Below are 19,381 nucleotides of genomic sequence, written 5' to 3'. Positions count from 1 at the left end.
CAAGGCGCTACTTGAAATCGTCCGCCAGGATGTCGAACTTGCGCAGCTTGTCGTGCAGCGTCTGCCGCGCGATGGCCAGCGCGGCGGCCGTGGCGGGCTGGTCGCCCTTGTGCTTGCGCAGCGCCTCGACGATCACCGCGCGCTCGAAAGCCTCGACTTGCTGCGGCAGCGCACGCGGCAATGCCGGCAGGCCGTCGCCGCTGGCGCGCGTCTGCGTGAGGCGCTCGCCGAGCAGGCCCAGCACGAAGCGGTCCGCCACGTTGCGCAGTTCGCGTACGTTGCCTGGCCACGCATAGGCCATCAGGTCGGCCAACTGCGCGTTGGTCAGCGCTGGCGCCGGGCGCTCGTAGCGGTTCGCGGCCAGCAGCGTGAAGTGCTCGAACAGCAGCGGAATATCTTCGCGCCTCTCGCGCAGCGGCGGCAGTTCGATGAAGGCCACGCCGAGCCGGTAGTACAGGTCGGCCCGGAATTTCTGGCGGTCGCTCATTTCCTTCAGGTCCTCCTTGCTCGCGGCCACCACGCGGCAGTCGAAGGGAATGGCCTTGTTGGAGCCGATGCGCTCGATGCTGCGCTCCTGAAGCGCGCGAAGCAGCTTGATCTGCACCGGCATCGGCATGCTCTCGATCTCGTCGAGGAACAGCGTGCCGCCGTTGGCGTATTCGAACTTGCCCACCCGCGCGCGGTTGGCGCTGGTGAAGGCGCCGGCTTCGTGGCCGAACAGCTCGCTCTCGGCCAGTGCCTCCGGCAGGCCGCCGCAGTTGAGGGGCACGAAATGCTGGCGGCGGCGCTCGCTGTGCGCATGCAGGCATTGGGCGACGAGTTCCTTGCCGGTGCCGGTTTCGCCGTAGACCAGCACGTCGGCCGAGGTCTCGGCCAGCGTCATCACGGTGCGGCGCACGTGCTGCATCTGGGCCGAGCGGCCGAGCAGCACCGACTGGATGCCGTTCCAGTTGTCCAGCGCGTCGCGCAGCTTGCGCACCTGCAGCGTGAGCTCGCGTCGTTCGATGGCGTGGCGCACGATGGCCACCAGTCGCTCGGAGCTGAAGGGTTTCTCGATGAAGTCGTAGGCACCCTCTCGCATCGCCTGCACAGCCATTGCGATGTGTCCGTGCCCCGTGACCAGGATGACTGGAAGCTCCGCGTCGGCCGTGTGCAGTTCGTTCAGCCATTCGGTGCCGCTCATGCCCGGCAGGCGCACGTCGCTGATCACGATCGCCGGAACGCCGAAACTGATGTGCGCCCGGGCGCGCTCGACACTGGCGAAGGCTTCGACCTCGAAGCCCGCCAGGGCCAGCACCTGGGCCGTGCTCAGGCGGACGTCTTCGTCGTCCTCCACCAGCAGCACACGGATGGCAGGGTTGTCGCTCACTTGGGCATCACTCCTGTGCATTGGAATCAAGGGAATTGGAAGGAAAGGAACCGGGCGGGTTGTGGATCACGGCAATGGCAGCAGGCAAGTCGACCACGAAGCAGGCACCGCCCTGCGGCAGGTTGGCTGCGCGCAGCGTGCCGTCCATCGCGCGCACCAATTGTGCCGAGATCACGAGGCCCAGGCCCAGACCGGCACCCGCCGGCTTGCTGGTGACAAAAGGTTCGAACAGCCGCGGCAGGATGTCGGGATGGATGCCGGTGCCGGTATCGCTCACACGAAGGATCACACGGCCCTCCTCCAGCCGCGCTGCGAGCCTGAGTGTGCGCACGGGCGCCTCCTGCATGGCGTCGACGGCATTGCGCATCAGGTTGGCCAGCACGCTGCCCAGCGCCGCCTCCTCGGCCATGACGCTCAGCGTGGCGGGCTGCACATCGACCTCGATGCCGATGCGGTGCTTCCTCGCGGCCTCGGCCACCATCGCCTGTGCATCGGCTATGGCCTGCGACAACGGCAGCGGCACCAATGGCAGGTCGCTGCGGTGCGCGAATGTCTTCAATTGCGAGGTCAGGCGCGCGAGCCGGTCGACCATGCCGCAGATGCGCTGCAGGTTGCCGCGCACGTCGTCTAACCGATTCCTGTCGAGCAGGATGCCGGCGCTCTCGGAGAGAGTGCGCATGGCCGTGAGTGGCTGGTTGAGTTCGTGCGCCACGCCGACCGACATCTGGCCCAAAGCGGCCAACTTGCCCGCATGCACCAGTTCGCCCTGGGCCGCGCGCAGCTGCGCGGTTCGAGCCACCACGGTCGATTCGAGCGTGTCATGCGCCGCCTGCAGCGCCGCCTGGTTGGCGAGCTTCTGGTGCACCGCGCGTCGGCGCTGCAAGAGCGCGACGGCCACCAGCAACAGCACCGCCATGGCCAGGCTCGCGGTGATGGCCGTGTTGCGCGCCGCCACCCGCACCGGCGCCAGATTGTCGAGCACCATCAGTTGCCAGGGGGCATCTCGCAGAGGCCTAGCCGAGGCGAGCTGATCGGTACCGTCCAGCGCGATCACCTGGACGTTGCGGTCCAGCGCCTGCTTCTGCGTCCACTGCAGTGGCTGCAACGTGGCGTTGCCGTAGGGACGCGAGCGCAAGACCTCGGCGCGTTGCAGGGCGTCGAGCGGCAGCAGTGGACGGAATTTGAGGTCTTTGCGCGTGGAGAGGATCACCACGCCGCGCTGGTCGATCAGCGCCACGTCGCCCGGCAGCTTGCGCCAGGCGCGCTCGGCCTCCTCGAGGTTGACCTTGACGGCCACCACGCCACGCGTGGGCTGGCCACGCCGAAGCGCGTACGACAGGTAGTAGCCTGGCCGGTTGCTGGTGATGCCCACGCCATAGAAGCGGCCTCGCCCCTGGCTCAGCGCGTCGATCACGTAGGGTCGGAACGACAGGTCCTGTCCCAGGGTGGTACCGGGCCTGTTCCAGTCGGACGCCGCCTGCGAGATGCCGGAGCGGTCGAGCACGTAGAGCATCTCGGCGCCCGCGGTGGCGTTGACGCCGTCGAGGTAGCGGTTGACCGCGTCGCGCAGGTGTGTGTCTGACGGCGTTTCGAGCAGCGCGGGGACGATCGGGGTCATCTCCAGTAGCGCAGGCAGGTACTCGAAGCGGGCCAGGTCGGCGTCCAGGCCCGTCGCGAGCATGTCGAGGCGATGGTCCGCAGCTTCGCGCAGCCGCGCCAGGCCGGCCTGCATGGCGAACTGGTGGCCCGCGAAGGCGGCCATTGCCACCAGCGCCAGCGCGCCGCACCAGCGCGCCAGGCCGCGCCATCGTCTGGAATCGTCGAAAGGCAAATCGAAGCGCCGGGCCGGCTCCCTTGAAGTCAAGGAAGCGTTATTGCACAAGGCCGTGGGGCGCGCATCGGTGCCTGCCCGGTGACGGGCGGGCAGTAAGTGAAAGATGAGGTGGGCCGCGGACCGCATACCACCGAGTATCGGGGCGGACGGCCGCCTGATCTTGCTGTCGCGCGCCGCCTCGCCGCTTGCGAGACAGCGACGGCGCTCAGCGCACCGAGCCGGCGGGCATGTGTGCCTCGGTGGCGTCGAGCACGCGCTCGGGCTCGTCGGCTTCCAGCGGACTTTCCTGGTTCAGGTGCTGGTGCATGCGCACTGTGTCGAGGTCGCCGGTCCACTTGGCGACCACGATGGTGGCCACGCCGTTGCCGATCAAGTTGGTGAGCGCACGGGCTTCCGACATGAAGCGGTCGATGCCCAGGATGAGCGCGAGCCCCGCCACCGGTACGTGGCCCACAGCCGACAGCGTGGCTGCCAGCACGATGAAGCCGCTGCCCGTGACGCCTGCGGCCCCCTTCGATGTGAGCAGCAGCACCGCCAGCAGCGTGAGCTGCTGCGTGAGCGTCATGTCGGTGTTGGTGGCCTGCGCGATGAATACAGCCGCCATCGTCAGGTAGATCGACGTGCCGTCGAGGTTGAACGAGTAGCCCGTGGGCACCACCAGGCCGACCACAGACTTCTTCGCGCCCAGATTCTCGAGCTTGGCCATCATGCGCGGCAGCACCGATTCGCTGGACGACGTGCCCAGCACGATCAGCAGTTCTTCCTTGATGTACTTGATGAACTTCCAGATGCTGAACCCATGGGCCCTGGCGATGCCCCCGAGCACCACGAAAATGAACAGCAGACAGGTCGCGTAGAAAGTGGCCATCAGCTGGCCCAGTTGCAGCAGTGAGCTCACGCCGTACTTGCCGATGGTGAAGGCCATCGCGCCAAAGGCGCCGATGGGCGCGACCTTCATGATGTAGCCCACGATCACGAAGAGCACGTGCGAGCCCTTCTCGATCACGTCGAACACCAGCGTGCCGCGCCCGCCGAAGCGGTGCAGCGCAAAGCCGAACAGCACGGCAATCAGCAGAACCTGCAGGATCTCGCCCTTGGCGAAGGCGTCGACCAGCGTGTTGGGGATGATGTTCAGGATGAAATCGGTGGTGCTCTGCATCTTTCCAGGGCCCGTGTAGGCCGCGATGCTCTTGGTGTCGAGCTGGCTCACGTCCACGTTCATGCCCGCACCGGGCCGCACGATGTTGATGATGACCAGGCCCACCACCAGCGCGATGCTGGAGACGATCTCAAAGTAAAGCAGCGCCAGGCCGCCGGTCTTGCCGACCTTCTTCATGTCCTCCATGCCGGCGATGCCGACCACCACCGTGCAGAAGATGATCGGCGCGATGATCATCTTGATGAGCTTGATGAAGCCGTCGCCCAGCGGCTTCATCGACGCGCCGGTGTCCGGGTAGAAATGCCCCAGAAGCACACCGAGCACGATCGCGGTGATGACCTGGAAGTACAGGGACTTGTAGAAGGGTTTGGGTGCGGATTGGGATTGGTTGTCCACGGAGGGTCTCCTAGAAATTGTCGGGGGCCGGCAGGGGCGAGGCATGGCGTGGCAAGGTCGGCGACGGCACAGTGGTGCCGTACATCTCGCCCGTGGGGACGAGCTCGCCCATGTGGCTCATCGGCCTGTCTCCTGTGTCATGGCCGCGACTCGCATCGGACATGCGGCGGGCCTTGTCCCTCAGCAATCGACATGCCACGGCCCCGGCGCACGCAGAAATGCGCTAAGTCGTTGATTTTTCGAGGGCTCCTGCAGACGAAGGAGCGCTGTCGCGCCGACATCCCGGATGAAGCGGTGACGAGCCGTCCGGCCGTCCGGATCAACGGATGAGTACAAACCCTAGGGTTGCATCCTGGTCGCAGCGAACGCTCGGTATGGATGAGATCCCCGACGACCTTTGAGCGCGGCTGATGGCCGCCGCGCTGAAGGAGAGCTGCCGGACCTCGAGAAGCTTGGCCGAAGTCGTCGTCCAGGAATGCGGCCTGTCCGAAGCGGCACTGACACTGCTGTTCCCTGTCGAGCACAAGCGCGGTCTTGGAGTTGCACCTAACCTCTCCCCTCGCCGCTTGGCCCCATCTTTCGTCTGCCGCGAAAGCCCTGAATAGAGTCAGTTAAAAAAAGACTAACGGCATTGGCCGCAAACCAAACCAGTTTTCCGAAAGCAAGTCGCGCAACTCCCATATTGATGCATGCCGTTAGTATGTTTATCATCCTGAACCATGGCCGCCGCCCCACCACCTCCTCGCCGTGCCGACGCTCCCCACCCTTCAGGAAACGTGACTGCCTTCGGGGAAGCTTTCGAGGCTTGGCTCTCCGACCAGCGCGACTCGGGCCTGCTGCGTCAGGAAGGCTCGGTTTCCGTCTACCAAGACATGTGGCAAGCCTTTGTGGCCTGGTGCCTGGGACAGTCCCCTGTGGTGAGCCTGTCCAGCCTGGATCTGGCTGACCTGCAGGCATTCCAAGCAGCACGCTTCGGTCGCAAGACCTCGGATCAGTCGCTCACCCCCCGCTATGCACTGCGGCTGATACGACTGATCGACAGGGTGCTCCGCCACCATGCAGCGAGAACCGATACCAAGGTCAACACGGCTGCGGCAAACTGGCTGGCGGCCAATCCCGAGGTCCGCTATGCAGATGCCTCGCATGCCGATCCGCTGCCGGAGTACCTCTCGCCGAGCGAAGCCGGGCAGCTCATCGCCTTTCTTTCGGCCGCCCGACCACGGCCCGGCACTGTGCGAGAAACTCAGCCAGCGCTGCCCTGGCAGGAAGTCCGCAACCGCGTGTCCGTGGCTTTGCAGCTCGGCGCCGGGCTCACGCCGGGCGACGTGCGGGCGTTGACGCTCGCCTCGCCTCTCACGCAAGGCGGCAACGCACGCGAGCGACCGTGGAAGCTTCATGTGCCTGGAAACGGCAATTCACCGGCGCGCGAAACGCCGGTGGCGCCCTGGGCTGCGGAGCTGCTGCGGCACTGGCTGACTGTGCGAGCAGAGTCAGGTGTAACGGGACAATACCTGTTCCCGTCCACGCGCAGCGGCAAGCAATGGCAAAAGCCCTCTCAGTACGAGCGCGCGAGACAAGTGCTCGAAGACGCCGGCGTGAGCTCTCGAGAAGGCGGATCGTTCCGCCTGCGGCACACCTTTGCCCTTAGGCAATTGCGACGAGGAACATCGCCGGAGGAGGTAGCCCGATGGCTGGGCATCGAGCCGGGGAAGATGAGGCGCTACGAACGGGTGCTACCGGCCTTGGTCGAGGTGGTCTGAGTAGAGGTTTGTGAGGTGCGCCAAGTCGCGATTCCGCCCGCAGATCGAATGGGCCCGTAGTAACCGTCCGCTCACCGACTCGCGGAGGGTCGCTTGGGCATTGCTTGTTGATTTCCATGCAATCCTGACCCACGGGGGGTGCGGATAAAAACTTGGACTGGTTTTATGCCGCAAGTCTAAGGCTCACCCGGTACTCGATAGGGCTGAGAGAGCCAAGGGAGATCTTGATCTACTTCTCGTTGTACCAGCGGATGTACGAGTCGACCACCTCGATGAAGTGCTCAATGGTGGCGTTCTTCCAGTCTCGAGGATAGAACAGCTCATTCTTCAGCCGTCCGAAGAGGCCTTCGCAAGCTGCGTTAGCTGCCGCCCTCTGTTGCTTCGAGAACTTGGCTGCTCGGCCCGTAAAGCCCGTCGGCAAGTCGAGCTTCTGCTGGTCTTCGTTGTACCAGCCCTTCAGAGAATTCTTTGTTGGATAACCCAACTGACGGATAGTGGGTCTGACGCGTTTGCCAAGCTTGATGTAGAGCTCAACGGATCGAATCCGATCTTCGTATGCTCCCCCGCAGCCGCTGGGTCTTCTACGCCTTCTATCCGGCACACCTCTCGCTGCTCGCAGTGGTACAGCAGCGGGTGTGAAGTACCTCAACCGCAGCAGCGATAGCTCTCAACAACCCATTTCTCCACGTGACTTTCGCATTCGCGCTCCGGACATCCATTTCGCCTGTCCGACGCAGAAGCTCCCGTCTCACATCGAACAGGAAGCTCATGGCGCCCGCCCACTGTTAAAGCTACTCCCCTTGCCATGAACAAAAAGGACGCCAGCCGCAGCAACAGATGCCTGCTCAGCTTTCGTCACTTGACAGCCGAGGCTTGCATTCATTCGGGAAAGAATCGCAGAATACACCGCCATCGGCGACAGCTCACGCCGAGGCCTTGGCGGCAGCCGTCGCTCACGGGCTTACCGGGCCTGCTCGTCCGCTGATCTGGTACTCGTGCGCTCCGAAGCTTGGCTTCTGACCTGCTCGCTCCAGCGATCGGCCATTCGCCGCGCATCGGTCTCTACGACCGGCATACGCGCGATGAAGCGATCAACACGGTCCGCCAGATCGCCCTGCCCTTGCCTTCGAAGCACCTCTGCCGTGGCAAGCCAATCTGCGACCACGGCTCCTCGTGTACGTTGCATCACATCCTTGCCAATGTCCAAGACACTGCGTCTTGAGCGTAGGGCCTGAAGCACGCCTTTCAGCTTCAGGAGCATAAAGACTGAAGTCTTCGGCGGTTTGCGAGCCGCCCGTTCGCCGCTCGGCAACTGCTCAAACGTTCGAAGCGCCCGCAATCGGTGAAGCATCGCGTCTCTGAACGGCTTGCGAATCTGCCCCCGAATCTGTCGCGGCGTCGCATTGGCTGCCACGCCCTGCTCGCGCATCAGGGCGGCAAACTGCTCTCGCCATCGCCGCAACGTGTCCTTGCGGATATAGAGACGCTTGCCGAGCTCGAACTCATGCTCGCACTTGACCACCAGGTGGACGTGCGGGTGCGGCTGATCGGTGTGCAGCACCATGGCATAGCGGTATTGCAGCGCGAAGTTCTCGCGCGCGAACAGGCGCGATGCGGCCAGAACCTTTTCCGCCGGCGTGCCAGCCGGCATCGACAACACGATGTTGTGGACCAACTTCGCACGCGGGTCTTTCCGATCTCTGGTCGACTTGGGCTTGTACTGGCTCCTGCAAAGGTCCAGTTGCCAGTCCGACGCGATCTCCTGGACCGCGCCTCGACCCTGGAGCGTCAGTCCGTCATCGATTTCAATCGGCAGCTTGCCGTGCCGGCCAATGTAGCCCAGATGCGCGCCGACCCCGGCCACATCTCGTCCACCACCAGAAACCTTCACCATCACCTCAGGTGTGCGGGTCACAGTGCGCTTGATTTGTGCAATCTGGTCGACGCCAAAGCGCAAGTTGCCCCCCGGCCCTCGCCGGCCATAGCTCACGATATCGAGCGCCATGTCGCTCATTGCACGAGCCGGCCCGCAATTGCTGCGCCCAAGCCGGACCGTCTGCTTAGGCATGACCCATCTCGCTGCCGGTCTCCCAGCTGACAAGGTTCCAGCGCACAACAGCAGCCGTAACTTCACATGCCATCTCGACTTCTTTCCGGACCAGTGTGATCACGTCGATCAGTTCGGACGTTGCCGCCGCCGAGCTGTTCGACATGCCGAACATCCGAAGCAGCCGTCCGAGCGCGGCCAGTTGTGCACAAGTCACCCTGATCTGGTCTAGTTCCTTCGGGGGCAATACCGCCGGACCACGGACATGGTTGTGGATTAGCATGGCCAAGTAGGTGCCGGTCTTCATTCGACGGGCAGCGGCTCGCTCTGCTGCCAACCTTCGATCACCCTCGCGAAGCCGCAGTGTGACGCGATCTTCGAGAGGGTCAGGGGCGATCGAAACGGGGGTGAGCGACCGCGTGGCTGACCCGCATGTCACCGGGTCGTTGGTCTTCACCACTTCGTTGATCATCGCGGCGAGCAGCCCTGCCTCGCTGAGTTCATGGCGCGCGGCCAGCGCGGCGAACCGCGCCCTCGCTTCAGGCTGCACCCGGACACCAATCACGCTTGATCGAGAGGGCTTGGTCATCGCAACGCCATGGCTGTTAACAACGTCTGACGGCAGTCTATCCTGCCCTCATCACCGCACAAGAACCTCGCTCAGCACGCGTGCCCACGACCTTCACCGCCCCCTCACGGCAGTGCAGGGAGGCGCGCCCCCGCCCCGTTTCAACCAGGGCGCGCCCGCCGTCACCGCTGCCGCCTCTCCCCCCTGTCGCCAGGCCGAAAGCGTCTCGATGTTCGGCGCGCCGAACATCGACTACGACGCCTCATCTGGCGTCGACTCCGAGATCACGTGCAGCGGTGCGGGCAGCCAGCGCGAGCCTTCCAAGCTGACGGCGCAGTGCACCAAGAGCTCGGCTGAGCTTAAGGCTAGCCATGGCCTGCGCGGCATCGATGTCGCTGACCTCCTTCACGGCATCCAGCACCTTGAGGCCGATGCCGCACGGCGCGTAGCGCAGTGGCTGGGCTGGCAGGCCCAGGAGCGCGTCCGGTGAAGCCTCGAGCGGCGCCTGCGCGATACGCATATCACGCAGTTCAAGCTCATCGCAGACTTCGACTGCAGCTGGCCCACGCAGGTCGATCGCTCGGTCATCGAGGAACTCATGACGCTGCAGTTCCTCGCCGACGCCACCCACGGCGTGGGCAAGAAGATGTGCGCCTGCAACCTGGGCTGCCAGGCCATACTCTCCAGTCAAACGGCGCTGTTCGTCATCGCCGGGCAGTTGCTGGGAGACCTCGCCGCCCCGGACAGCGACTCGGCCCTGCGCAGCAAGCTGCGCCGCTACGCCGCGCCCGACGTACTGCTCATCGACGAGGTCGGCTACCTGTCCTGCTCGAACCGTCACGCCGACTTGCTTTTCGAGTTCGTGAGCCGCCGCTATCAGCACAAGAGTACCGTGGTGACAATGAAAAAGGCGTTCGCAGACTGGGGCGAGGTCTTCCCCAACGCGGCGCGCGTCGTCTCGCTCGTGGACCGCCTCATGCACCGCGTCGCGGTCATGCGTATCGAGGGCGAGTCCTATTGCGCCAAGGAAGCTCAGGAGCGGCTCGCCGCGCGCGCCGGGCAGCGCTCGGGCAAGTCTGGCAGGAGCAAGTCGTGAGCTCGCCAGGCGCCGCACCACCGCCACTACGCACGCACTGGACGCCGCAGTAGGCCCTGGCCGTCTTCGCGTGTCTGCATGTGCTGCGCGAGCAGTTGTGGTCGATGTCTGGATCGGCCGCGCAGCAGGCCTGGCGGGAACAGCTTGTGCAGCACCCGCCTGAGCCGTCCTTCGATCCGGACGAACCGTTCTGAGCTACCGCGACTCCTCCAATGCAACGCGGGCCTCTCACGGGCCCTCAGCGTTTGCGACTCACGCGGCCGGCAAACCCGCCGCCTCGCCGCCGAATTGAAGCGGATCTACGCCGCCGCCAACAGTTGGGGCCGTTCGAGCGCGGCGCTCCCGCTTGAACAAGCTAGACGACCTTGTAGACCCGGATCACCACCGCCTCGCGCTCCGGCCGCAGCGAATTGAGTGTGCCGACCTAGACGAAGTCGTTCAGCCAGCCGTACTTGCCCTCGGGCGCGGTGATTTGCAGGGTCGAGAACACGTGGCGCGGGCCGTCCTTGGGCGAGCGCGAAAGCACGGTGTTGCGCACCGAGATGATCACGCCGTCCTCGGTCTTCAGCTCGTAGATCGCATCCAGGTTCTTGGCGCCGTCGTGGCGCAGCAACTGGCGGTCGGCGCCGCCGGCCATCACCTTGCCGCGCAGGCCAGGCCCCTCGAAGCTGCCACCGATGATCGGCACCATGAAGCGCTCGCCGAAGGGCGATGCGCCCAGCGGCAGCGAAGGCGACAGGTCGACGATCGACTCGTAGACGAACTCAGTGCGCGTCAGCACGACCGGGATGCGGGCGCTGGTGGGCGTGACGGCGGCCGAGGGTGCGTCGGCCGCGGTGGCGGCAACGGCCGAGCCGGACACCGCGGCGGCCAGGCCGGCCAGCATCAGCTGGCGGCGTGACCCGGCGGGCGCGAAGGAAGTGGTGGGCGAAGGCGTCATCCGGCGGTCTCCCGGAAGCCGGCGCCACGCGGGGTCAGCGCGCCGGGCACTGTCGATCATGGTTATAGAAAAAAATCAAATAGTCGAGACTTACTCGGGCGCCCAGCCCGGGCGCCGATGCGCCGGCGCTTCAGCCCATCACGTGCGCGCAACCCGACACCCGCACGCTCGCCCCCCGCTCCGGCGTGATGCCGACGTGCAGGCGCGACCGCATGCCCATGTCCTCACCCTGCACGATCTCGATCGCGCCTGCGTGCGGCCAGCCGATGTTGCGCAGGTAGCCGCCCAGCGCCGCGGCGGCCGCGCCGGTGGCCGGGTCTTCAAGCACGCCGCCGATGGCGAAGGCATTGCGCGAATGGATCAGGCGCGGCGTCTCGGCATGGATCAGGTCGATGGTGCCGATGCCTTCGGCCGCCATCAGCGCGCGCCCGACCTCGAGTTGGTAGTGCATCGCCGCGAGGCGTTCGCGGCTGCGCAGCGCCAGCACCGGGTGATCGATGCCGGCATTGGCGATGGCGGGCGGGATCCGTGGATCCAGGTCGCCGCCGTGCAGCGTGAACAGTCGCAGCGCGGCCTGGCGCAGTGCGCCGTCGCGCCGCCCCTTGACGCTGATCCGGGCGGCATTGAGTTGGAGGGCATAGCGGGCGTCGCCCAGTCGCATCGCCAGGACGGCACCGAGCGCGATGGTCGCGTGCCCGCAGAACGCCACTTCCACTCCAGGCGCAAAGTAACGCACCCGCCAGCCGCCTTTCAGCAGGGTCCTCGACCAGTTCAGCGGCACTTCTTCAACCTGCCGGACAGACGCGCATGCATACAGGATTCAATACCTTCGAGGATAGGAGCCCAGAAGCCGGAACTCTGCGTACTTCGCCAGCAGTTGGACGATCTGCGGCTGCGACGCATGACCCGCGACATCGACCACATACCGGTGCCCATCCAGCGACTGCTTGCCAGGGCGTTCGTAAATGGCGAGCACCCGGGCCGACCTCGCGAGCGCCTGTAGCGAACGCTGGAAGCGGGCTTCGTCGACCGTCAGCAGCAGGCTGGTCTTGTCGTTGCCGCTCGGCGCGGGCAGTGCGTGCCCCAGCACCCACCAGCGTGTGGTGTTGTGAGGTCCCTCCTCGATGCCGTCGGCGACCGACTTCAGCCCGTGGATGCGCGCCGCGCTCGGCGGCCCCATCGCCGCCATGTCCAACCCCGTCGCCTGTGCCACCAGTTGCGCCGCGGCGCCAGCACTGGCCGCGGGCCGGCGCTCGACGTGCGGCATCTGCTGGTCCAGCCAGGGTTTGACCTCCTGCAATGCCACAGGATGGGCAACGACCGTGCGTATGTCCTCCCGGCCGGCCCCCGGCTTCGCCAGCAGGCTGTAGCCGAGCACCTTGGGGTACTCCGCCACCACCTGAACGTTCTCCAGCGCCAGCACATCGTCCAGGTAGGGTGTGGCGCCGACCACCGAGGTCGTAACAGGCACACAGGCGCGCTCGATGGTCTTCGCGCGCATCGCCTCGAACAGCGCGGCCCCGTCGAGGGCGATCAGGTCGGCATCGCCGAAGAGTTCGAGACAGGCCTGGTGGGTCCAGCTGCCGGCCGGCCCCAGGTAGCCGGTGCGTACACCGGCGGCGGTGCAGAGACTCATGGACAGCATGGTAATCACGGCGGCGCATTGGGAAGGAATTTTCATGGTTGGTGCAAGACAAGAAGGCAGCAAAGCGAAAATGCGGTCCTCGGACAACGGAAGCCAGGCAGCTTGCACATCTGAATCAGGGACGACGCCATGATCCGGGTGCGGGACATCTCCCGCAACGCTTGCATGGCATGCATCTGCCGCACGTCGGCATGCCCCGCTCTTCCGGGCGCCAGGCTCATCGGCATTGCGCCGCGGGAAACCCCACGCAAGCCGGACGCGCGAGCGCAGCCGATCAGAATGACAATGTCCGACGAGATTTCCGTGTGCCTTCGATCAGGAGTGATGGCTGGTATTCGGCGCCAGCGTCCCGACGTGCGCTGGCCCGTGCGTCGACAGCCCGCGGTCCGGCAGCGGAATCGCGGCCCCTTCAAGCGCAGGCATCTCTGGCACTTGCAATGAATGCGCAGGCGACCTCGTTCCGCCCCCCCGTTGCCGAGAAACCGCCGTGCGATCGGCGCGTCGCACGCGCAGCAGGCGGCCATGCGAAGGTCTTGCTCGATCGGCAGCCCCAGCATGCCGCGCAAGCCCGGCCAGCTCCGCAAGGCTCACGCAGCCCAAGCTCCGCAAAGCCCATGCCGAGGTCGCACAGGGTGAACGCGATGTCGGGATCCTCGAGGTCGATCTCGCTGAGCAGCCAGGTGGCGCCCGCATCGGGCGTGAACAGCTTGACCACGGACAGCGGATCGAAATCCGCCTGCGCCCTCGCGGTCAGGCCGTTGGCCACCAGCTGGTCGAACTGCGCGTCGGTGAGGAAGGGAAAGATGGAAGCAGCCATGGCGTTCTCCTTGAACGGCTGAGGGCGGGATTGCCCGGCACCGCCCTCGGGCACGCCGCAGCGCAGCGGTCAGGGTTCGAAGACGGCCCGCGCACCGCCAGCGCGCCACGAAGAGGCGCGCGCAGCCCTTGACGGCAAGAACGACGTGCCATGCTGAAGGCGCCCACAGCAAGCCAGCCATCCCCCTTCCGCCTTGCTTCTTGCCGTGTTTCTTTTCTGCTTCTTCAGGCGGCCACGAAGCGAGCCGATGCGGGCCGAGCGCGCGAAGCGCAGCTCACGGCCCCCGGATGCCGTCGCGTGAGCGCACGCGGTTAGGATCGACCTCTATTCACAGGAGCGAGGCAATGAAGAAAAAAGCGGGATGGCTGATCGGAATCTGCATGACCGCGGCAGCCATGACGGCAGCAGCCGGCCCCTTCGGGCTCAATGCAGGAGACACGGTCGAGACTGTGGGCAAGGTCGCACAGCTCAAGCCCACCGAGCAGCAAGGCGTCTACACGGTGAGCCGCCTTCCCAACGGTCATCCCGACCTCGACGGCTACCGGTTGATCTTCGGCACCACCACCGGGTTGTGCCGCATCGCGGCGTGGACACCGATCGCCCAATCCAGCGCATACGGTGACGAGATCCGGCGCGATTTCCGCTCCTGGCAGGAGGCCCTGACCTCGAAGTACGGCGCGCCCGAGAAGTTCGACTACCTGCGCTCCGGAAGCATCTGGAACGAACCGAAGGACTGGACGATGTCGCTCGCCAAGAAGGAGCGAAAGCTCGTCGCGTTCTGGACGCCCACGCCGCCCATCGATCAGGTCTCGAGGATCGCCGTGGAAGCGATCGCGACGAGTGCCGGCAAGTACTCGATCAACCTGGAGTACGAGTTCGACAATTTCGATGCATGCAGCGCGTCGCTCAAATCCAAGAAGAACGCCAATCTCTGATGGCACGCGGGACCTGCGCCCGCTTTGGTTCTTGCCGCCCCCTCTCTCGGGGCCGCCCCATCGTCTGACCAGACCGCGGCTGGCCAGTCGCGCCGCCAGGTTGCCGAGCTAGTCAAAGTGGCCGAAGACCTGCACGCGTGGGTGAGCGCCGGTTGCAGGCCGGCGCCGGCACGCCGCAGCGCGGAGGGTTCGAGCGACGGCCACGAGGCCGCCAGCGCGCCGCAACGAAAGAGGCAAGAGGCGCGCACAGACCTTGACGGCAAGAACGGTGTGCCACGATCAAGGAGCCAACAAGCACATCCACGCACCGCCAGCCCACGCGTCAGCGCACGGCTGGCCCGCCTTGTTTCTGCGCTCCTTCTTCGGGCATGCGCCAGCACCTGCTTGGGTTTTCGTGCATGCCCGTCGGGCAACGGAGCCCGTGATTTGCAACCGTCGCCGAAGGGAAGCGCCGCCTCGAGCTCGGCGAAGCGGCGCATCAAGACTTCAGCGCGGCATCAATCCGCCGGCCCCACCATCGCCTGCAGCCGCTCGATCACGCCTGGCTCGACGAAGACGCAGGGCACATCGGGCGCCAGCGCAATGTCGGCCACCCTCGCGAAAACCTCGCGCTTCAGATGCGCCAGCCGCCCCGTGCGCCAGGCCTGCTCGGGCCGCATGTGGTGCTGGTCCGCCGGCACGCCGCTGCGCTCGGGGTCGCATTCGATGAGCGCGACAAAGCCTTCCTCGAACAGCTTGCGGTGCGCGTCGCACAGGCCCCAGCCTGTCACGGTGTGGCGCTCCATGCTCTGGCGCAGGCGCCTGTCGAACAGGATGCCGCCGGTATCGAAGCCGAGGCCGCATACCAGGCAGAGGTGCTGTTCCAGCGAAACGTGTGATTTTCCGTTCATGACGATCTCCGGTTGTTCGGGCGGAATTGCCCGCCGCTGGGACCGCACGGCGCAGCGCAGCAGTCAGGGGTCGACGACGGCCGCCAGGCCGCCAGCGCCGCACCGCAGCGCGCAGCCCTTGACGGCGAGAACGCCGTGCTACGGTGAAGGCCACTGCAAGACCGCCCTCCCCTTCCGGCTTCTGGGTGCGGCACGGGGCGACACGGACCGACGCGTCCATCGCACGGCCCGACCGGATGTCGCACACCCAGGGGCGCCCCAGCGCCCCCGGTCTCGCTCAGACGAGGCCGCGCTCGGCCATCGAGACCGCCCGGTTGCCGGCGACCACGAAGTGGTCGAGCACGCGCACGCCGATCAGTGCCAGCGCCGCCTTCAGGGCTTCGGTCACGTCCAGGTCCGCAGCCGACGGCTCCACGGCGCCCGAAGGGTGGTTGTGCGCCAGGATCACGGCCGCTGCGTTGTGCCGCAGCGCGCGCTTGAGCACCTCGCGCGGGTAGACCTCCGTCTGGGTCAGCGTGCCGCGAAACAGGTCCTCGAAGGCCAGCAAGGCGTGGCGCGCATCGAGGAACAGGACTGCGAAGCTCTCGTGCGCCTGTCCCGCGAAGTGCAGCTTGAGGTAGTCCGAGACGGCCGACAGGGACCGGAACGCCTCGCCCGGGCGCAGTTCCTCGGCCAGCAGTTCCCGCGCCAGGCGCAGCCCGCACAGCAGCTGCGCGCACCCCGGCAGCGAAGAGCCCTGCGCAAAGCAGACCAGCTTGTGCAGCGAGCGGCCTTGCGCCGTGTACAGCCCCTCGGCCTCGGCACCGAGAAACGGACGCAGCGCGTCGAGCACGCCCAGCTCGCGTGCCGTGAAGACGCCGGACGATGAGGCGGAAGAAAGCGACGACGACCCGGACGCAGAAGGATCGACGGGGCATGAGGATGTGTTCATGACGAACTCCTGTGGATGACACAGGCGGGATTGCCTGCGAGACCCCGCCACCCCCTCGCAGCGCAGCGCTCAGGGCCGCCGCAGGCGCGCGGCACGCGCCGAGCACGCGAAGCGCGCGCAGGGCCTTGAACGCGAGAACGAGGGGGTAGCCTCAGGGCTCACAGGCAAGCCCTCCCCCACCCAAAAAGAGGCCACGGAGGTGCCCGCCTCCGACCCCATTCGCCGCCGCGCGGCAAGCGCCGTCACAGGCCGCAGACAGGTCCGACAGGAACAGGATGCCCAGGGGGCGCAGGCGCAGCCCCCGCGCCCTCCCCAGCGATCCAGGCGCAGCGGCAGCGCGCGATCGAACCGTCAAGCCTTGTCCGTGACCACTGTGAGGTGCCGCTTCGGGGGCCTCCCTCTCAGCGTGAACACCATCGACGCGACGGCACCGGCCGGACCTCGCTCGCCTCGATCCCGGGCAGTGTCTGCGCGTCGAACCGAGGCGAGCCCTCTGCCCTCGCCTCGACCACCTTGGCACCGACCCCTTGGGGCCGCATTCGGTGATCGATCAGAACCGTCAAGGGCCGCACGATACGGCAGCGACGATGCGGCCCCGTGCCCTGGCAGCCCATGAGCGAAACCGCCTCTCAGCCACGATCGAACGGCCGGGACGAGCCCAATGGTGCTAGCTGCGGCATCTCCCTGGCAACGATGAACGCGAAGGCTGCGCTCGCATCGCGTGCGGCTGCGAAAATGGCGCTCGGGTCGCTGCGCAGCATCCGCAGCCACGCATCGAGACAGGAAGAGGCGGCATGCCCTTGCATGCCCGCCCCGGTCAGGCCGCAGTGGCCCATGAGGAAGATGCTGCCGAGTTCGGCCACCAGCTCCTCGAATACCCAGGCCGCCTCGCCCGTGCAGCGTCCGAAGTCGCGGTCCAGCCGGCTCGCATGGCCGCTCCAGTGCATCAGCGCGCGCAGCAAGGCCGCGCAGTGGGCCTGCGCGCTCGCGAAGCTCGCGGGCCACGGCAGGCGGATCTCGTCGAGCACCGGCAGGTAGGCGGCGCGTTCATAACCATGGCGGATGACCGCGTCACAGCCGCACAGCAGGCGCAGCACACGTTCGACGGGCGAGAAGGACGACGGCAGCGTCGCCTCCTCGGCGCAGCGCGCGAGAACCTCGGGCGGCAGCCCATCGATCTGCGCGACGTTGAAGAGCCAGAACGGCTCGCACCGCAGCACGCCGCGCGACCGGAGCACACCCCGCGCCCTCCCCGCCTTCGGACCTTCCACATCCCCGGCGGGATTGCCACCTCCCGCACCACCACCACGCCCGCTACGCGCGAACCGCGCGCACAGCACTGCCCGCTCTCCCCGGCGCACCTGGGCGCCGAGGCCGGCGGCCTGCCGGTAGGTCAGCCACACGTTGGAGGTATAGCCCTGTGCGGCCATAACCTCCAGCAGCAACAGCACATTGATGCCACGGTACGGCACCCCGGTCCGCCCATTGCGCGGCATCCCGTGCATCGCCGCGCGCCCCCAACGATCGCGGAACACGGACTCGCCCGCAGCAAGCACTGCGGCGACCCGATCGGTCACGACCCGCTGGACATCCATATCCCCGCGCCCGCGAGGACGACCGCCGCGAAACGGGCTACCCGATCTCCCCTCACCTGCGGCAGCCCGGAGATCCCGCTTGCGCACAAAAGGAACCGGCGTCAATGGCAATGAAGGACTCGCATGCATGGCAGATACCTCCAGCAGAGCGCGCCGCGGCGCGAGAATTGACCGAACGTTGGACCATCCATACCTGCCCCGACGCGGCATCCGCCAGCGAGCCTCTGTCAGAAGGCTGCCCCTGAGCAAGGATGGCCGGCCTTCTCTACTCCCTGAGCGTGGACACCACCGAGAGGTATGACACCGGCCCCGAATGGATCGCCTCGATGCCATGCAGCGCCGTCGCATCGAACAGCAGCGTATCCCCCGCATTCACCTCGACCGCCTTCAAACCGTAGCGGTAGGTGACAGCCCCTGACAAGAAGTACAGGCACTTGAGCCCCGGATGCTGGAAAGTGACATACGGCCCGGCCTCCGGCAGCAACGTGACGAGGTAGGGCTCCACGAACAGGTTGCCCGACAGCGAGTGCCCGAGCAGCTCATACCGGTAGCCCGCCACGGCGCCGATGCGATCGACCACCAGCCCCTGCCCTGCCCGCACATGGCAGAAGTCCGTGCGCCGGGCCTGATCCCCGAAAAAGCGCGATACGGGCACCTGCAAGCCCTGCGCGAGCCGCTCCAGCGTTTCCACCGAGGGCGAGACCAACCCGCGCTCGATGCGCGAAAGCATTGAGGCCGATATCTCCGACACCAGTGCCAGCTGACCGCCAGACCGCCCCGCCGCCATGCGCAGCGCCCTCACCTGCGCACCAATACGAGCGGCGGACAGACTACGTACGACAGGTGCGGACCGCCGTAACCGAACACGCGCGACCGAGGCCGGCAATCGCAGGGGTCTTGCCGTTGGTAAAGGCGAGGCGGCCTGTCTACGCGTCATACGACAGCAGAAACGCCTCTGCGCACAAGAACCGGTCTTGAAGCGACGCAATGCATGAAGAACAAAATTGTGGAAGATCGTCCGTGGTGCAATCGTACACGAAGCGAGAGCATTTTGTCCATGCCAATTGCCTCGCCCAAACACGCGCTCGACCCCGCGCTGTTGGCGCTTGGCACTGCTATCAAGACGTTGCGCAAAGCTCATGGTATTTCGCAAGAAGAACTCGCGCATCGCAGTCACATCGATCGCTCTTACATGAGCAGCATCGAAAGAGGTATGCAAAACCCAGGCGTGATGACCGTTGTGCAGATCGCGGCAGGCATCGGCGTTTCCGTGGCCGAGTTGGCGGCCAAGGCGCGACTCTAAGAGCTAGGGAAGTGTGGGCGCCGGTTGAGTCTTGACCCACCGGGGGTGCGGCGGAAAACTTGGACTACCTGGAGATGTAATGGATGCCTCCCTGCC

General features: G+C 66.0%; 14 protein-coding genes and 4 pseudogenes. 4 read left to right on the top strand and 14 right to left on the bottom strand.

The features are described 5' to 3' along the window. Positions 1-7 precede the first annotated feature (7 nt). The 3 genes from QRN67_RS28315 to QRN67_RS28305 all read right to left on the bottom strand — a co-directional run bounded on the left by QRN67_RS28315 (position 8) and on the right by QRN67_RS28305 (position 4,758). A complete protein-coding gene (locus QRN67_RS28315; RefSeq protein WP_199852014.1) occupies positions 8-1,390 on the bottom strand; it encodes a sigma-54-dependent transcriptional regulator in 1,383 nt (460 codons plus the stop codon). Then, on the bottom strand, positions 1,377-3,233 hold the full coding sequence (locus QRN67_RS28310) for a sensor histidine kinase (RefSeq protein ID WP_106937776.1): 1,857 nt from the start codon (positions 3,231-3,233) through the stop codon (positions 1,377-1,379). The genes QRN67_RS28315 and QRN67_RS28310 overlap by 14 nt, the downstream gene beginning before the upstream one ends. A gap of 175 nt (positions 3,234-3,408) precedes the next feature. After that, complete coding sequence (locus QRN67_RS28305) at positions 3,409-4,758, bottom strand: dicarboxylate/amino acid:cation symporter (protein ID WP_106937777.1); 1,350 nt, start codon at positions 4,756-4,758, stop codon at positions 3,409-3,411. A 719-nt stretch (positions 4,759-5,477) separates the two neighbouring features. Here QRN67_RS28305 and QRN67_RS28300 point away from each other — a divergent pair. Next, entirely contained in the window at positions 5,478-6,518 is a 1,041-nt protein-coding gene (locus QRN67_RS28300) for a tyrosine-type recombinase/integrase (RefSeq protein ID WP_285414571.1), read from the top strand. Between the two features lie 163 nt (positions 6,519-6,681). Here QRN67_RS28300 and QRN67_RS28295 read toward each other — a convergent pair. From QRN67_RS28295 to QRN67_RS28285, 3 genes and pseudogenes are all read right to left on the bottom strand, one after another. Further along, a pseudogene (locus QRN67_RS28295) lies at positions 6,682-6,879 on the bottom strand (IS3 family transposase); the annotation flags it as partial. A 600-nt stretch (positions 6,880-7,479) separates the two neighbouring features. After that, entirely contained in the window at positions 7,480-8,532 is a 1,053-nt protein-coding gene (locus tag QRN67_RS28290; protein ID WP_285414570.1) for a relaxase/mobilization nuclease domain-containing protein, read from the bottom strand. A 46-nt stretch (positions 8,533-8,578) separates the two neighbouring features. Next, positions 8,579-9,154 carry a hypothetical protein gene (locus tag QRN67_RS28285; RefSeq protein WP_285414569.1) on the bottom strand — a complete coding sequence of 192 codons (576 nt, stop codon included), beginning with the start codon at positions 9,152-9,154 and terminating at the stop codon, positions 8,579-8,581. Positions 9,155-9,518: 364 nt separating this feature from the next. Here QRN67_RS28285 and QRN67_RS28280 point away from each other — a divergent pair. Next, positions 9,519-10,229 (top strand): annotated as a pseudogene (locus tag QRN67_RS28280) (ATP-binding protein). 424 nt (positions 10,230-10,653) lie between these two features. Here QRN67_RS28280 and QRN67_RS28275 read toward each other — a convergent pair. From QRN67_RS28275 to QRN67_RS28260, 4 genes and pseudogenes are all read right to left on the bottom strand, one after another. Then, on the bottom strand, positions 10,654-11,169 hold the full coding sequence (locus QRN67_RS28275; protein ID WP_285414567.1) for a DUF3237 domain-containing protein: 516 nt from the start codon (positions 11,167-11,169) through the stop codon (positions 10,654-10,656). A gap of 130 nt (positions 11,170-11,299) precedes the next feature. Next, positions 11,300-11,917, bottom strand: a pseudogene (locus tag QRN67_RS28270) (PhzF family phenazine biosynthesis protein); the annotation flags it as partial. A gap of 72 nt (positions 11,918-11,989) precedes the next feature. Then, positions 11,990-12,814 (bottom strand): prephenate dehydratase, encoded by an 825-nt coding sequence (locus QRN67_RS28265; protein WP_285414597.1) that lies wholly within the window; start codon positions 12,812-12,814, stop codon positions 11,990-11,992. 515 nt (positions 12,815-13,329) lie between these two features. Then, positions 13,330-13,631, bottom strand: a pseudogene (locus tag QRN67_RS28260) (DUF2958 domain-containing protein); the annotation flags it as partial. 344 nt (positions 13,632-13,975) lie between these two features. Here QRN67_RS28260 and QRN67_RS28255 point away from each other — a divergent pair. Continuing rightward, positions 13,976-14,566: a hypothetical protein gene (locus QRN67_RS28255; protein ID WP_081266186.1), complete on the top strand. Its 591-nt coding sequence runs from the start codon at positions 13,976-13,978 to the stop codon at positions 14,564-14,566. Between the two features lie 497 nt (positions 14,567-15,063). On the opposite strand, the gene QRN67_RS28250 is transcribed toward QRN67_RS28255, so the two are convergent. From QRN67_RS28250 to QRN67_RS28235, 4 genes are all read right to left on the bottom strand, one after another. Further along, complete coding sequence (locus QRN67_RS28250) at positions 15,064-15,456, bottom strand: ATPase (RefSeq protein WP_285414566.1); 393 nt, start codon at positions 15,454-15,456, stop codon at positions 15,064-15,066. Between the two features lie 277 nt (positions 15,457-15,733). Continuing rightward, positions 15,734-16,387, bottom strand: a complete 654-nt coding sequence (radC, locus tag QRN67_RS28245; RefSeq protein ID WP_285414565.1) for a RadC family protein — start codon at positions 16,385-16,387, stop codon at positions 15,734-15,736. A gap of 629 nt (positions 16,388-17,016) precedes the next feature. Continuing rightward, the gene (locus QRN67_RS28240; protein WP_285414564.1) at positions 17,017-17,982 is read right to left on the bottom strand and encodes an ArdC family protein; all 966 of its coding nucleotides are present in this window, start codon (positions 17,980-17,982) and stop codon (positions 17,017-17,019) included. Positions 17,983-18,247: 265 nt separating this feature from the next. Then, complete coding sequence (locus QRN67_RS28235) at positions 18,248-18,811, bottom strand: helix-turn-helix domain-containing protein (RefSeq protein ID WP_285414596.1); 564 nt, start codon at positions 18,809-18,811, stop codon at positions 18,248-18,250. A gap of 162 nt (positions 18,812-18,973) precedes the next feature. Between QRN67_RS28235 and QRN67_RS28230 the strand changes: the two genes are divergently transcribed. Beyond that, positions 18,974-19,285: a helix-turn-helix domain-containing protein gene (locus QRN67_RS28230; RefSeq protein ID WP_285414563.1), complete on the top strand. Its 312-nt coding sequence runs from the start codon at positions 18,974-18,976 to the stop codon at positions 19,283-19,285. The last annotated feature ends 96 nt before the right edge of the window (positions 19,286-19,381 follow it).

It is taken from the genome of Variovorax sp. efr-133-TYG-130, from assembly GCF_030208835.1.
Classification (GTDB): Bacteria; Pseudomonadota; Gammaproteobacteria; order Burkholderiales; family Burkholderiaceae_C; genus Variovorax.
The sequence above is the reverse complement of the archived record's forward strand: the minus strand, read 5'-3'. Positions and strand labels throughout refer to the sequence as shown.

Bases quoted from the DNA above. Each gene is read 5' to 3' on its own strand.
- QRN67_RS28240 (WP_285414564.1), bottom strand. From the start codon at position 17,982: ATGGATGTCCAGCGGGTCGTGACCGATCGGGTCGCCGCAGTGCTTGCT.
- QRN67_RS28300 (WP_285414571.1), top strand. From the start codon at position 5,478: ATGGCCGCCGCCCCACCACCTCCTCGCCGTGCCGACGCTCCCCACCCT.
- QRN67_RS28230 (WP_285414563.1), top strand. From the start codon at position 18,974: ATGAAGAACAAAATTGTGGAAGATCGTCCGTGGTGCAATCGTACACGA.
- QRN67_RS28290 (WP_285414570.1), bottom strand. From the start codon at position 8,532: ATGAGCGACATGGCGCTCGATATCGTGAGCTATGGCCGGCGAGGGCCG.
- QRN67_RS28315 (WP_199852014.1), bottom strand. From the start codon at position 1,390: ATGCACAGGAGTGATGCCCAAGTGAGCGACAACCCTGCCATCCGTGTG.
- QRN67_RS28250 (WP_285414566.1), bottom strand. From the start codon at position 15,456: ATGAACGGAAAATCACACGTTTCGCTGGAACAGCACCTCTGCCTGGTA.
- QRN67_RS28285 (WP_285414569.1), bottom strand. From the start codon at position 9,154: ATGACCAAGCCCTCTCGATCAAGCGTGATTGGTGTCCGGGTGCAGCCT.
- radC (WP_285414565.1), bottom strand. From the start codon at position 16,387: ATGAACACATCCTCATGCCCCGTCGATCCTTCTGCGTCCGGGTCGTCG.
- QRN67_RS28255 (WP_081266186.1), top strand. From the start codon at position 13,976: ATGAAGAAAAAAGCGGGATGGCTGATCGGAATCTGCATGACCGCGGCA.
- QRN67_RS28275 (WP_285414567.1), bottom strand. From the start codon at position 11,169: ATGACGCCTTCGCCCACCACTTCCTTCGCGCCCGCCGGGTCACGCCGC.
- QRN67_RS28265 (WP_285414597.1), bottom strand. From the start codon at position 12,814: ATGCTGTCCATGAGTCTCTGCACCGCCGCCGGTGTACGCACCGGCTAC.